Source organism: Massilia mucilaginosa, assembly GCF_011682145.1.
Lineage (GTDB): Bacteria > Pseudomonadota > Gammaproteobacteria > Burkholderiales > Burkholderiaceae_D > Telluria_A > Telluria_A mucilaginosa.
In genome coordinates this window covers 107,579-120,865 of the sequence record NZ_WHJH01000010.1, presented here as the reverse complement: position 1 = coordinate 120,865, position 13,287 = coordinate 107,579, and the positions used below count along the sequence as shown (strand labels likewise).

Annotated in this window: 14 protein-coding genes and 1 pseudogene; all 15 read left to right on the top strand. The window is 65.6% G+C overall.

Translation table 11 applies throughout. The features are described 5' to 3' along the window. Positions 1 to 13 precede the first annotated feature (13 nt). Positions 14 to 382: pseudogene (locus F2P45_RS36145) on the top strand (hypothetical protein); the annotation flags it as partial. 178 nt (positions 383 to 560) lie between these two features. After that, positions 561 to 1,586, top strand: coding sequence for a sigma 54-interacting transcriptional regulator (locus tag F2P45_RS11575; RefSeq protein ID WP_308613455.1), 1,026 nt, complete (start codon positions 561 to 563; stop codon positions 1,584 to 1,586). Positions 1,587 to 1,885: 299 nt separating this feature from the next. Further along, complete coding sequence (locus tag F2P45_RS11570; RefSeq protein WP_166874497.1) at positions 1,886 to 2,467, top strand: Pvc16 family protein; 582 nt, start codon at positions 1,886 to 1,888, stop codon at positions 2,465 to 2,467. After that, positions 2,464 to 3,123 carry a carboxypeptidase-like regulatory domain-containing protein gene (locus F2P45_RS11565; RefSeq protein WP_166874495.1) on the top strand — a complete coding sequence of 220 codons (660 nt, stop codon included), beginning with the start codon at positions 2,464 to 2,466 and terminating at the stop codon, positions 3,121 to 3,123. The genes F2P45_RS11570 and F2P45_RS11565 overlap by 4 nt, the downstream gene beginning before the upstream one ends. 17 nt (positions 3,124 to 3,140) lie before the next feature. After that, positions 3,141 to 4,754: a phage tail sheath family protein gene (locus tag F2P45_RS11560; RefSeq protein ID WP_166874493.1), complete on the top strand. Its 1,614-nt coding sequence runs from the start codon at positions 3,141 to 3,143 to the stop codon at positions 4,752 to 4,754. Positions 4,755 to 4,798: 44 nt separating this feature from the next. Further along, positions 4,799 to 5,260: a phage tail protein gene (locus F2P45_RS11555; RefSeq protein ID WP_166874489.1), complete on the top strand. Its 462-nt coding sequence runs from the start codon at positions 4,799 to 4,801 to the stop codon at positions 5,258 to 5,260. 5 nt (positions 5,261 to 5,265) lie between these two features. Further along, positions 5,266 to 6,849 carry a phage tail sheath family protein gene (locus tag F2P45_RS11550; RefSeq protein ID WP_166874486.1) on the top strand — a complete coding sequence of 528 codons (1,584 nt, stop codon included), beginning with the start codon at positions 5,266 to 5,268 and terminating at the stop codon, positions 6,847 to 6,849. After that, positions 6,846 to 7,367: a phage tail protein gene (locus tag F2P45_RS11545; protein ID WP_166874483.1), complete on the top strand. Its 522-nt coding sequence runs from the start codon at positions 6,846 to 6,848 to the stop codon at positions 7,365 to 7,367. The genes F2P45_RS11550 and F2P45_RS11545 overlap by 4 nt, the downstream gene beginning before the upstream one ends. Further along, positions 7,367 to 7,549 (top strand): putative phage tail protein, encoded by a 183-nt coding sequence (locus F2P45_RS11540; RefSeq protein WP_166874481.1) that lies wholly within the window; start codon positions 7,367 to 7,369, stop codon positions 7,547 to 7,549. Before F2P45_RS11545 ends, F2P45_RS11540 begins: the two co-directional genes overlap by 1 nt. Then, on the top strand, positions 7,546 to 8,202 hold the full coding sequence (locus F2P45_RS11535) for a CIS tube protein (RefSeq protein ID WP_166874477.1): 657 nt from the start codon (positions 7,546 to 7,548) through the stop codon (positions 8,200 to 8,202). The genes F2P45_RS11540 and F2P45_RS11535 overlap by 4 nt, the downstream gene beginning before the upstream one ends. Further along, complete coding sequence (locus F2P45_RS11530) at positions 8,203 to 9,354, top strand: phage late control D family protein (RefSeq protein ID WP_166874474.1); 1,152 nt, start codon at positions 8,203 to 8,205, stop codon at positions 9,352 to 9,354. It begins immediately after the preceding gene. Beyond that, positions 9,351 to 9,917 carry a phage baseplate assembly protein V gene (locus tag F2P45_RS11525; RefSeq protein WP_166874471.1) on the top strand — a complete coding sequence of 189 codons (567 nt, stop codon included), beginning with the start codon at positions 9,351 to 9,353 and terminating at the stop codon, positions 9,915 to 9,917. The genes F2P45_RS11530 and F2P45_RS11525 overlap by 4 nt, the downstream gene beginning before the upstream one ends. Positions 9,918 to 9,924: 7 nt before the next feature. After that, positions 9,925 to 10,686 carry a hypothetical protein gene (locus F2P45_RS11520; RefSeq protein WP_166874468.1) on the top strand — a complete coding sequence of 254 codons (762 nt, stop codon included), beginning with the start codon at positions 9,925 to 9,927 and terminating at the stop codon, positions 10,684 to 10,686. After that, positions 10,683 to 11,090, top strand: coding sequence for a GPW/gp25 family protein (locus F2P45_RS11515; protein ID WP_166874465.1), 408 nt, complete (start codon positions 10,683 to 10,685; stop codon positions 11,088 to 11,090). The genes F2P45_RS11520 and F2P45_RS11515 overlap by 4 nt, the downstream gene beginning before the upstream one ends. Next, the gene (locus tag F2P45_RS11510; RefSeq protein WP_166874462.1) at positions 11,087 to 13,270 is read left to right on the top strand and encodes a putative baseplate assembly protein; all 2,184 of its coding nucleotides are present in this window, start codon (positions 11,087 to 11,089) and stop codon (positions 13,268 to 13,270) included. Before F2P45_RS11515 ends, F2P45_RS11510 begins: the two co-directional genes overlap by 4 nt. Positions 13,271 to 13,287 lie beyond the last annotated feature (17 nt).

The following is a 13,287-nucleotide window of genomic DNA, read 5'->3' as shown; positions in this document are numbered from 1 at the left end:
GCTCGACCTGGACATGGACGCCGGCACGCTGACCGTCAGCCACATCCAGGGCGTTGCGTTGATTTGCATCCGCCGGGCCGATAAGCAGTCCATCCGGCTGGCACAAGGCGCGAGCATCGAGCTGGCCACTATCCACAGCAAGATTTTCGTACAGACCGAAACCGGCAGTCCCGGCTTTTCTGATGTGGTCCTGAAATTGACCAGCGCCAAGGGCGCCGCGACCTTGACTGCCACCGCGCTGGTCGGGGCGGTCCTGCTCGATTGGGACGCCGACCGTGACGGCAAGGTGGAGCTCGACGGAAAAGGCAAGGCCAACTGGATCTGGGGAGAAGAGGGCTGGGGCGCGATGGTATTGGTCGATAACGATGCCGACCTGGACAATGGCAAGACGCTGGAAGAACGCGAGCCGATCGTCATACGGCCAGTGGGCGCCTTGCCGCGTGTTGACCCGCTCGCGGAAGGACGCAACAACTTTCCACCTTCGTTTGATCCGTATCAATTACCGATAAGTTATCAAAAATTTATCACCGATATTCTGCGACCCTTCATTGTTCGCGGAAATGGCGAGTCGAAAACGAATTTCTGGGGGCTCAGCAATGAACGCGTTGGAACCGGTCGGCTGCAGCAAGAGCCACAAAGATGTCCTCGACAAACTTGCGCGGGTGGCTCCCACCAACGCAGAGGTGCTGCTCATCGGACCGAGCGGCATCGGCAAAGAGCTGTATGCCAATTACGTGCACATGCACAGTCATCGCAGCGCCCAGCGATTCGTGCCGGTCAATTGCGGCAGCCTCTCCGGCGACCTGCTTGAGAACACCTTGTTCGGGCATGTCGGTGGAGCGTTCACGGGTGCACGGGTGCTCAGCGAAGGCCTGGTAAGTGAAGCCGAAGGCGGCACGCTGTTCCTTGACGAGGTCGATTCGCTCAGTCTTCCCTGTCAAACCAAGCTGCTGCGCTTTGTGCAGGATCAAAAGTATCGCCGCCTGGGCGAAGGCCGCCTGCGTCAGGCGGATGTCCGCGTCATTGCCGCGACCAACAGCGACCTGGAGCAGGCCGTGATTGAAGGGCGCTTCCGCAGGGATCTGTTCTTTCGCTTGCGCGTCTTCCCGGTCGAAATTGCCGCGCTGTGCCGTCGGCCGGAGGATATTCCCGAGCTCATCGACGTCTTCAAGGAACGCATCGCGGCGCAGTACAAGCTGCCGCCCGTGCAGCTGAACCTGGCGCTTGTCGAGCGCATGCAACGCTACGAGTGGCCCGGGAATATCCGCGAGCTCGAGAATTGCATCGCCTACCTCACTTGCCTGCAACTGGGCCGCCTCATCCAGCCGCACGAGTTGCCGCTACTGTCCCAGCTATGCGACACGCCGGTGCAGCATGGCGAGCAAGCCGCCGTGCTGGACGACGACTTTCAGGAATCGAAGAACCGCATGGTCGCCGAGTTCGAACGGCAATACATCGAGCGCGCGCTGAAAATAACGAATGGCAACGTGTCCGCCGCCGCCCGCATGAGCGGCAAGAACCGCCGCGCCCTGTTTGAGCTCATGCGCAAGCATGAAATCAGTCCCAGCGCGTTCCGTAACGCCTGACGCTCGTCTTCCTGTGAACTAAGCTACGTCAGGATCGCACTGCAAGGATGCCGGCTGTCAGAACAGTCAGGCGTTCGGCTGCGCGTTCGCTTTGCGCCACGGCGCCGATGCCTGCCAGGTTGCCTTACCGCACTCAGACAAATCCGACCCGCAAGCGGGACATTTTTATCCAGGTTCGTCTCCCCAATCGACGCGGCCAAGCGCGCGTTCTCCCTGTACCGCACGCACTTGCTTGCTTGGCACGGTTTCTGCACATAAGAGATCAAGCCCACCACGGTTTCTTCGAGAGCGTCAGACATATGCCCGATTCATCCGTCATCGCCGACGTATCAACGACCTTGCAGCAGGTGCTGACGGATGCGTTCAGTGCGCTCGTGCCGGGGCCGGTGGTGGCGGAAGTCCACGATCTGCAAGGCGCCATCTCGACCACGCCCGCGCGCATGACCGTCTTTCTGTTCGAGGCGGTGGAAGATCCGACCGTGCGCAATCAGCGCCAGGCGCGCGAGATCGTGCCACCAAACATCACGCAGCGGCGGCCACAGGTGCCGCTTATTCTGCGCTACCTGTTGACGCCGTGGAGCGGCGACCGCGCGACCGATCAGCTCTTGCTCGGGATTGCCCTGCAGACCCTGCACGACGATGCCATCCTGTCCGGCCCGCAATTGCGCGGCGGCCTGGTCGGCACCAGCGAGGCGCTCAAGCTCAAGCTGGCCCCGCTGTCGCTCGAAGAGCAGACCCGGGTCTGGCACGCCGTGCAGCGTCCGTATCGCCTGTCATTGACGTACGAGGTGCGCGTCATCCGCATCGACTCGAACGAGGTCAAGGTGCGCCCGCCGGTGCGCTCGCGCACGCTCGCCGTCGCCGCCGGAGACGGCGTATGAGCTTTACCATGATCGCTTCCGAGCGTCACGTCACGTACAGCCAGATCGGCCTGCGGCTGGTGGATGAATTGACCGGCAGGCCATCACTGCAGCGCGTGGATGCGCGCCTGAGTTTCCGGGACAGCGGCGGCGACTGGCAGCCGCTGGCGACCCAGCCAATAACGTCGCCGTCGGGCTACCTGCTGTACCCCGGCCTCGGACGCAGCGCCAACGCCGCGCTGGCTCCCGTGGTGCGCCATCGCGTCGAACTGAGCTCGGATTTCTATCGCCCCGACTACCTGCGCACGGTTGACGCGCTCGAGTTCGACATCCATCCCTACGACGACCAGCAGCCGCCAGCGGTCGTGCCGGATGTGCCGCTCACCGTCCGGCTACTGCCGTCGGCCAGTTATCCGCACGCAGCCTTCATCCGCACGCTGCGCGGTGTCACCCTGGACCCCAACGGCGATCCGATCGCCAATGTCGAGGTCACCCAGGGCATGGCCGAGCGCGTGCTCAGCGACGAGCGTGGCGTGTTCGCGCTGCCGCTGCGCTGGGTCGGGCTTGGCGGCAGCGTCACCGTCGACGCCATCGACCACCGCACCGGACGAATTGATCAACTCACGCTGACCCTGCCGCAGGACCTGCGGCAGGGCCAGACCTTTACTTTGACCTAAAGCACGAGGAATGCGCCATGCCTGAATATTTGAGTCCTGGGGTATATGTCGAAGAGGTTCCAAGCGGACCGCGGCCGATCGAAGGTGTGGGCACCAGCACCGCCGGCATGGTTGGTCTGACGGAGCGCGGCCCCACCACACCACGCCTGGTGACCAATTGGGGCCAGTTCAGACGCTGGTACGGCGACGTCGTGGACCCTGCCACCTCGTTCGCGCCATTCGCCGCGCGCGGCTTCTTCGAAAATGGCGGCGTGCGGCTGTTTGTCGCCCGCGTGGCACTGAGCGACGCCGCCAGCGCGCTGCTCGATCTGCCGACGGCCACCGCCCAGTTGCTGCGGGTCGAGGCGATGGGCCCGGGCGCGTGGGGTAATCGCCTGTTTGTGCGCGTCGGTCCCAGTTCGCGCACCGACAGTGTCGGTAACCCGGTCGGGTTCCGGATCACCGTGCTGTACTTCCGCACTGCGCCCAATCCATTCGTCGATCCGCTCGATCCGGCCAACATCGGCAATCCTGCCCGCGTCGATCCGGACGTCATCGAGGATTACGACGACCTGTCGGCCGATCCGCTCGATGGCAACTACGTGCTGATGCGTATGAACAGTAACTCCACGCTGGTGCACGCGAGCTTGACCGATCCCGCACTGGACGCCGCCGCGCCCACCGCGACGGCATTCGCGCCGCTGGCAGGCGGTGGCGACGGCGCCGCGCCAAGGAGCGCGGTCGACTACGAAGGCAATCCGGCGGTGGCGCCCGATCTGCGCACCGGCCTGGCCGCACTCGAGAACATCGACGAGGTCGCGCTGCTGTTCGTGCCGGACGAAGTGCATCCCGCCCTGGATGCAGCCAACCAGACCCAGTTGATGAATACCCTGGTGACGCAGTGCGAACGGCTGGCCGACCGCTTTGCCATTCTCAACGTGCCGGCCGGTCAAGGACTGGTGCAGAACATCTTCCCGCCGCGCGACAGCTCGTACGCGGCTATCTACTACCCCTGGATTCGGGTGTTCGACCCGTTCACGCGTGACACCGTGCTGGTGCCGCCGGCTGGCCATGTGGCGGGCATCTACGCGCGCACGGACCGCGAGCGCGGGGTGCACAAGGCGCCCGCCAACGAAGTACTGCGCGACATCATCACGCGCGACATCAACGCCACCCGCAGGCCGCTGGAGTTCACGCTCTCGCGCGGCGATCACGACATCCTCAATCCGCGCGGGATCAACGTGATCCGCGACTTCCGTGCCGATCGCCGCGGTATCCGGGTGTGGGGTGCGCGCACCTTGTCGAGTGATCCGCTGTGGCGCTACGTGAACGTGCGCCGCCTTTTCAACTACGTCAAGGAATCGGTGGACGAGGGTACCCAATGGGTCGTGTTTGAACCGAACGACGACAACACCTGGGCCCGCGTTCGCCACGTGGTCGCGGACTTCCTGACGCTGGTCTGGCGCAGCGGCGCCTTGTTCGGCGCGACCGAAGAGCAGGCCTTTTTCGTGCGCTGCGGCGCCGAAACCATGACGCCAGCCGATATCGACGCCGGGCGCCTGATTGTCGAAGTTGGAATAGCGCCCGTCAAACCCGCCGAATTCGTGATCTTCCGCTTCCAGCAAAAGATGACCGAACTCGTCGCACCTTGATTTTCGAACCTGATTTTCGAACCTGAATAAAGAGGAGAGCATTCATGCCCCCGACCTTTCGTGAGGACCCCTATGGGGGCTACAACTTCGTCGTCATCGTCAACGGCGTCTCGGACGACGGCAACGCCGTCAAGGCCGGATGCAGCGAGGTGTCCGGCCTCGAGATCGAGGTGACGCCGGTGGAATACCGCAACGGCAACGAAGACATCACCGTGCGCAAGATCCCCGGCCTGAAGAAATTCATGAACATCACGCTAAAACGCGGCATGACGGGCGACCTGGCGATGTGGAACTGGATCCGCAACGCGATGAAGGGCCAGGTGCTGCGCGCGCAAGGCAGCATCATCATGCACGACGAGAACCATCGGCCCGTACTGCGCTGGAACTTCACGCGCGCCTGGCCGTGCAAGTACACGGGTCCCGGCTACAACGCGGCCAACAACGAGACCGCCTTCGAGACCGTGGAAATCTGCCACGAGGGCTTGTCCATCGACGGTCAGGCCTGACAACCATGCACGCCACGCTCACTCAACCACCCGGCGTTCGATTGCAGTTCGCGCGCCCGGCCGAAGACAGCAACACGCTGCGTACCGACATCGCCGCGTTTGCAGGTCCGACCGAGCGTGGTCCGCAGGGTGAGCTGGTGCGGGTGGCGGGCTGGCTCGACTACCTCGCGCGTTTCGGCGAGCTGACCGAGCTGGCCAGCACGGCGTTCGCCTTGCGCGGCTACTTCGAAAACGAAGGCGAAATCGCGTATGTGGTGCGCACCGTCGCGGCCGCGCTGCCTGCCTGGGCCGACTGGACCGTCGGCGCACGCGACCCGGTAACCGGCGCGTGGCTGCCCAGCGCACCGGCCAGCGCTGGTTTTACAGCGGGGCGCTACCGCATCGAAGCGAGCAGCCCGGGCGTGTGGGCCAATGGACTCGACGTGACCATCGCGTACCGGCGCTTTGGCGTGCGCGCCACGGCCGAGGTGGATATGATCATCCGCACGCGCCACGGCACCACTGAAGTGCTGAGCGGGCTGTCACCGGCGACGCTGGCCGACGACGTCGCCGCGCGCTCGGCATTGATCCGCCTGGTCGCGGATCCCGGCGCGGCTGCCAAGCCGGCGGCGCATGCCGGCCCGCTCGGCATTGCCTGGCCCACCTTGCGCCTGGGCGGCGGCACTGAGCAGCCGCCCGGCCGCGCCGAATACCTGGCAGCTTTGGCCCTGATGCTGGCCGAACCCGAAGCGGCGCTGCTGGCGTTTCCCGACATCGACGCGATGGACGCACCGGTCACGGAGCGCGACGCGGTGCTGGCGGCGGCGGTTATCGGCGCCGAGCGGCGCATGGACCGGCAGGTCATCGCCTGTGCGCCGCCGCACGTGCAGCGCACCGGGGAAGTGGCCGGCTGGCTCGCCGCGCAGCGCGACCGCTTCGGCGAGCGCGGCGTGCGCGCCATCGCGGTGTATCACCCGCGCGTCGATGTGGATGATCCTTTCGGCGGCATCATCGCGCCGCTGCGGCGCATCTCCGCCGTGGGCCACGTGGCGGGGGTGATCAGCCGCCTCGATCGCGAGCGCGGCGCGCATCACACGCCGGCCAACGTGCCTTTGCATGGCGCGGTGGACGTCGCCAATCACTTCAACAACCCCGAGCAGGCGCTGCTCACCGGGATCGGCGCCAATGTGCTGCGCTGCCAGGCCGGGCGCGGTCTGCTGGTGTGGGGCGGCCGGACCCTGTCCGATCCCGCGCTGGAACCGGAGAACCTGTACCTGGCGCACCGGCGCCTGGTGCACCGGCTGGTGCGCGCCATCCGCCGCGCGGCCGAGCCGCTGGTGTTCGAGACCAACGGGCCCGACGTGTGGCTGGCCTTGGTGCGCGCCGTCTCGACCGTGCTGATGCAGGCTTACCGCGCCGGCGCGCTCAAGGGTGAGCGGCCCAGCGAGGGTTTCAGCGTGCTGTGCGACGAGTCCAACAATCCCCCGGCATCCATCAACGCTGGCATGGTGGTGTGTGAAATCCAGGTCGCCCCGGCCACGCCCATGGAGTTCATCACGCTGCGCATTTCGCTGAGCAGCGACGGCCGACTGGAGATGATCGAGCCATGAGCGACCTGCTGCCCAACTTCCGCTTCTTCGTCACGCTCGACGCCGCGGACGCCTACCTGCCGGCACGCCAGGCGCGCCTGCTGCCGAAGGTCGCGGCCGGCGCCTTTCAGAGTGCCACCGGCCTGGGCGGGGACCTGGAAGTGATGGCTTATCCCGAAGGCGGGAGCAACGACTTCGTGCACCAGCTGCCGGTACGCCATAGCTGGAGCCGCATCACCCTCAAGCATGGGTTCGTGCGCGATCCCATTTTGTGGCAGTGGTACCGGGTTGGCCTGACGCAGTCGCTCGGCGCCCGCCGCGACGGCTCGATCGTGCTGCTCGATCACGCCGGCACGCGCGTGATGGCGTGGGAGTTCCGTGGCGCGCTGGCCGCCAAGTGGGTGGGGCCCGACATGAACGCCATGGAATCGGGCGTGGTCACCGAAAGCCTGGAAATCGTCCACCAAGGCATCACCCTGGCAGGAGGCACCTTCGATATCGGGAAGGCCATCGACACCGTTGTGGGAATTTTCAGCTAATGATCACCATTGAACATCTTGAGGTCCAGTTCGACGTCGCCGGCGATGACGACGAGGCGGTGTTTGCGCGCTACTTCAGCCGCTACATCAATCAGTGGGCGCGCGCCGACCAACAGCAGAAGGAGCTGAAGGAACGGCTGCGCAAAGACCAGCAGCTGGGCGACGACGGGAGCTACGGATGATCGAGACGCCACTCTCAAGTGCCAGGCAGGGCCCCAAAAAAGTGGTGCTGCAGGTGGTGCGCCCGACCGGCATCGCGCCCATCACGCTGATGTTCAATCCGACCGAATACTCGCTGCAGAAGTCCAATAACTTCGCCGAAATCGCCATTCCCGGCCTGGAAACGCCGCCGCTGCAGTACATTCGCGGTTCGGCCAAGAAGCTCACGACCGAGCTGCTGCTGGACACCTCCGACACGCTGGAGGACGTGCGCAAGCGCACCGACCCGCTGCAAAAGCTCATGAAGATCAACGGCGAGCTGCACGCGCCGCCCATCCTGCGGCTGGTATGGGATGGCGAGGTGTTCCTGGGCGTGGTTGAAAGCCTCACGATCAACTTTGTGCTGTTCATGCCGACCGGGGTGCCGCTGCGCGCCAAAATCAACCTGGCGCTGATCGAATACCGCACGGTGGAGGAGCAGATCGCCGAGACCCCGCGCCATTCGCCCGACGTGGAGAAAAGTCACGTGGTGCGGCGCGGCGATTCGCTGGCCAGCGTGGCCAACCTGGCCTACAACGATCCAACCCAGTGGCGCGTCATTGCCGCCAACAACGGAATCGCGGATCCGCGCCGCCTGACACCCGGACAGACCCTGCAGATTCCGAGGTTACGCTAGATGGCTACCCCGATCAAAGCCGGCCTGCCGCACGTCGACTATTACGCGCCGGGCTTTCGCGTCGAGATCGACGGTGAACAACTGTCGCCGGCGACCAACGGCGACATCCTGAACCTGAGCGTGAAGATGGATTTGACGCAGATGGCCAGCTTCGACATGACGGTGGCGAATATCGCGACCTTCCGCAGCGCTCGCGAGGTATTCAAGTACAGCGATGGCGATCGCTTCGACATCGGCCGCCAGGTGCACATCAAGATGGGTTACGCCGACGCCTTGCTGTCGATGATCAATGGCCAGATCACCAGCGTCGCGCCCAAGTTTCCGCAGGCCGGCGCGCCGACCCTTACCGTGAGCGGACAGGATGGCATGTTCAAGCTGAAGAACAATCGGCCCGAGACCGCGCAGTCGATTCAGTATCTCGACATGCGCGACTCGGAGATCGCCATCGAAATCGCCGTGCGTAACAAGCTCGATTATGTCGTCCAGGAGTCCGCCCCGATCCATCACGAGGTGATCCAGCGCATGACCGACGACGCCACCTTTCTGAAGGAGCGGGCGGCGCGCATCGACTTCGACTGCCACATCGTCACCGATGCGCGCACGAACGAGGCAACCCTGTTTTTCGTCAAGCCCGCGGACGGGCGCGAAGGCACGCGCCCGACCACGTTCGCCTACCGCTGGGGCGAGAATCTGCTGAGTTTTACCCCCACCATCAATCTGTCCGACCAGGTCGCGAGCGTGACCGTGCATGGCTGGGATCCCGATACCAAATTGCCCATCGTTGCCAAGGCCGGGCCGGAAGATCTGCCCAAGCAGGCCAATAGCGGCGAGAGCGGCGAAAGCGGACCGCAAATGGCGCAGCGCACCCAGGCCGGCAAACAGGACGTGGTGGTGGATGCGCCGGTGGCCAGCCAGGAGGAAGCCGCGGTGCTGGCGCGCAGCCTGCTGCTGCACCGCGCCTACAAGTTCATCACCGCCAGCGGCCAGGTGATCGGCAAGCCGGAGCTGCGCCCCGGCCACAGCCTCGAGCTCAGTGGCTTGGGCCGCTTCGACGGCGCCTACTACGTCACGCGCGTCGAGCATCAAATCGATCAGAACGGCTACCTGACCACTTTCGAAGCACGTCGCATGTTACACCGGAGGTCCACATGAGCAGTACCGTACTGAAGGCGCTGCACACCGACCGCCGCTTCTTCGGCGTGGTCGAAGCGCTGGTCGAGGAAGTTCGCAACGATGGCAAGGTGAGGGTGACCTATCCCTGGCTTGATGGCAGCGCCACCGGCGGCACGCCGCAAATGGTGAGCGAATGGAGCCGTGTCGCGCAGTTTCTGGCGGGGCCCGGCCACGGCGCCTTCTTCATGCCACTCAAGGGCAGCGAGGTGCTGCTGGCCTTCATCCACGGCGACATGCGCCGGCCCGTGATCATCGGTGGCCTGTACAACGGCGTCGACCAGCCGCCGGGCACCGACACTGATCTCGACACGCACGTGCGCCACCTGCGCATCCAGTCGCCGACCGGACATCGCATCAGCATGCTCGATCCCGAACAGCCGGGCGCCATGGGTGCGGTCGTCATCGAGACCTCGAATGGCAGCTATATCTCGATGTCGACCACCGGCACGGTGCGCATCGTCGCCAAGGGCGCGCTCGAGCTTGAAGGCGCCTCGATCCGGATCAACGGCCGCATCGTCGCGCCGTCGATCAATTCCATCTAGGTGAGCCATGGCCCAGGTAGACATCCCCGTCCCCGAGTCGCTGCGCAAGGCGCTGAGCGCGCCGGTGTGCCTCGACCTCAGCCTGCCCAAGCCGAAGAAGCTCACGGTCACGCTGCCATCCGGCGCGGCCTTCAGCTCGCTCTCCAACCTCGGACAGAACATTCCCAACGACTGCTCGCTCACCTTCAGCCTGATGATGCAGGTGATGCCGATGATGGCCAGCATGGAGTGCGTGCTGAAGATCCTCAAGCTGCTCAAGCCGCTCAGCGAGGCCGTCACCAGCCCGCCGCCCACGCCCAAGCTGGTCGCGGACATCGGCAAGGCCGTCGCCGATCTCGCCCCCTGTTTTCTGATGCTCACGCCGGCCGGCATGATCCCGTTCGTGCGCGATGTGCTGTGCCTGATCCTGAAGGTGCTCAGCTGCCTCGTCGCGCAGTTGAAGAACATGGGAAAAGTGCTCGGCGGGCTGGCCATCACGCTCAAGGATGCGCGTGCCCGCGGCGACGACGACCTGGCCGCGACCGTCGAGTGCGCGCAGCAGAACACCATCACCTCGATGGGACATCTGATGCAGGGGCTCGGCCCCGTCGAGGCGATCATGGACCTGGCGGCGCCCTTCATGAGCATCGCCGGCGTGGCCGAGATCAAGCTGCCGGCCATCGGCAGCGCCGAGGATGTGGAAGGCATGAACAAGGTCGTCGCGCAGCTCGACGAGGTGATGAACACGATCCAGAAGATCGTCGACGGCCTGGGAGGGTGCCCGTCATGAGCCGCGCCGACTTTCTGGGGCGCGGGTGGCGCTTTCCGATCATGCCGGATGCCTCGGGCGCACTCGGCTACAGCGAAGGCCCCGAACACATCGAACACTCGCTCCGGCACATCCTGATGACGAGCTTCGGCGAGCGTGTCATGCGGCCAAGCTTCGGCTGCGAGGCGCCGGACCTGGTGTTCGCGCCGGGCAGCGTGCAGTATCTGCGCCTGCTCGAGGCCTCGGTACGCAATGCGATACGCGATTTCGAGCCGCGCGTTGAGCTGGAATTCGCCAGCGCGGAACTGGACCAGGATGAACAGAACCATGTCGCCGTGCGCATCGGCTACCGGATCCGCGGCGCCAATTCGCGCGGTAACCTGGTGTTCCCGTTCTATCTCGGCGTCGACGAGGGGCCAACATGACGCTGCCGGCACTCAAGCTCGACGACCTGAACTGGCCGGCCATGGTCGATGCGATCCGTACGCGCATCGTTGCCAACTCGCGTGGCCAGTGGACCATGCACGGTCCGTCGGACAGCGGGGTCGCGCTGCTGGAGCTGTTTGCCTATCTGTTCGAGCAGCGCATCTATTGGCTCGACCAGGTGCACGCGCCGCTTGCGCGTGCCTTGCTCGCGTTGATGGATGACGCGCCGCAGCCGACCCAAGCGGCCCGAACCGTGCTCGAGTTCCCCCCTCCGCAAGGGGCAATCCCCGCGCATATCGATGCCGGCACCTTGTTCACCACCACCCTCGGCGCCAGCGTGCTGCCCATGACCACGCTCGAACCGCTCGCTGTGCTGCCGGTACATCAACAGCAGTTGGATGCGCCCGGGCGGTCCTTGTCATTGTCGGTCAGCGGGCATGATCGCAGCGCGCAGCTGGAAACGCTGCACCCGGTACCGCTGCTCGGTTGCGACGGCGGCGCCGGCAGTTTCGAAGTAACCGTGTGGCTGGATCGCCCCATCGCTGCCGCCGAGCGCAATGGTACTTTCACGCTGCTGATCGAGCTCGACGCCCCTGCGGCCTGCGCGCCCGAGTGGGCGCCGCGCACGAGCGGTGCGCGCTGGAGCGCACGTGTGCCGCGCGACGGATTTGCGCCGCTGCCGCCGGAGCAGGCGGTGGCCGGCACCTGCGGCCTGGCGGGCGTTGCGTCGGCCGCCGCGGTTCCCGATGCGCTGCTCGGCGACATTTCCGGCCAGTGGGCGATGCACGCCGTGGAGGTGGAGGCACCAGCCGTGCTGACGTTTTCATACAGTACCGGCATCGCCGCCTGGAGGGCGTTATTGGCCGATGCACTGGTCGATGGCACAGGAGGGCTGCGCCGTTCCGGCCTGTGGCGCATCCGCATTCCATCCGACTGGGCGCCGTCCGGCCCCGCGCAGGACGGCCTGGTGCCATATGCATTGCGCATTGAGTGCGAGGAAGCCAACTACGCGTCACCCCCGCTGCTGGTGCGCATGGTGCCCAACGTCGCCATGGCCACCCAGGTGCAAAGTGTGCGGCCCGACAGTAGCCTCATCGAACCGCAACTCGACAACTGGATCAAGCTCCCAGGTCAGCAGCTCGCGCTCGATCGCAGCCTGGCGCAACCGCTTGAGGACTCGGTGCAGCTGGAACTGCGCGAGTTCGATGGCCAATGGCGGTGCTGGCTCCCCACTGACGATTTTTACCGGCACGGAGCGGAGGACCGCGTCTTCGTTGTCGACCGGCCGCGCAAGCTGTTGATATTCGGCGATGGCCTGAACGGCCGCATCCCGGTGCTGGCCGCCGCGTCGGCGACGCCGCGCGCCCGCCTGTGCTACCTCGCGGGCGGCGACACCGGTGGAAACGTGGCCCTGCAGCAGTGGTGGTCGGCTGACACGCCACTCGCGCCCATCAACACCGTGGCGGCGGTCGGTGGCCTGGCCTCGGAGAGTTTCGACGAGGCCAATGCGCGCGTGGCGCGCGACCTGCAGCGCGTCGAACGGGCGGTCACCGCCCCCGACCATGAGGCGCTGGCGCTCGGCACCGAAGGCGTCGCGGTCGCGCGCGCCTTTGCCGCCGTTGGCTTCAATCCGAGTTTTCCTTGCCAGAAGATGGGCGGCGTGACCACCGTGTTCGTCGTGCCCGAGGTGCCGCGCACAAGCGATCCGGCCAGCGCGCAGATCGGCGTTGCCAAGCCGCGCATGGACCCGGGCGCGCTGCGCGCCATCGGCGCACGGCTGGAAGCGCGCCGCCTGCTTACGCATGAAGTGTACGTGCGGCCGGCCAGTTACCGGGCGGTGTTCGTCGCGGTCGAGTTGCAAGGTGTCGTGCTCGATGAGGCGGCGCTCGGCGCGGCTATCCGCGCACTGCTGACGCGCCACCTGGACGCCCTGGTGGGTGGCGCCGATGGCACCGGCTGGCCCTTCGGCGATCCACTTCGGCCAACTGCGCTGATGCACCAGGTGCAGACTGTGCTGCCCGGGGCAGTGGCGGTCACCAGGGTCGCGATCGCGCTCGACCAACCCGCGACGTTCGAAGACTGCGCCGACGTGTCGATTCGCCCGCACGAACTGGTGTATCTGGCCGGGCTGACCACGCGCTTCGAACGCGCACCGCTGGCGCAAGGGGGACTGCGATGAGCGCCGCCTGGTGGGGG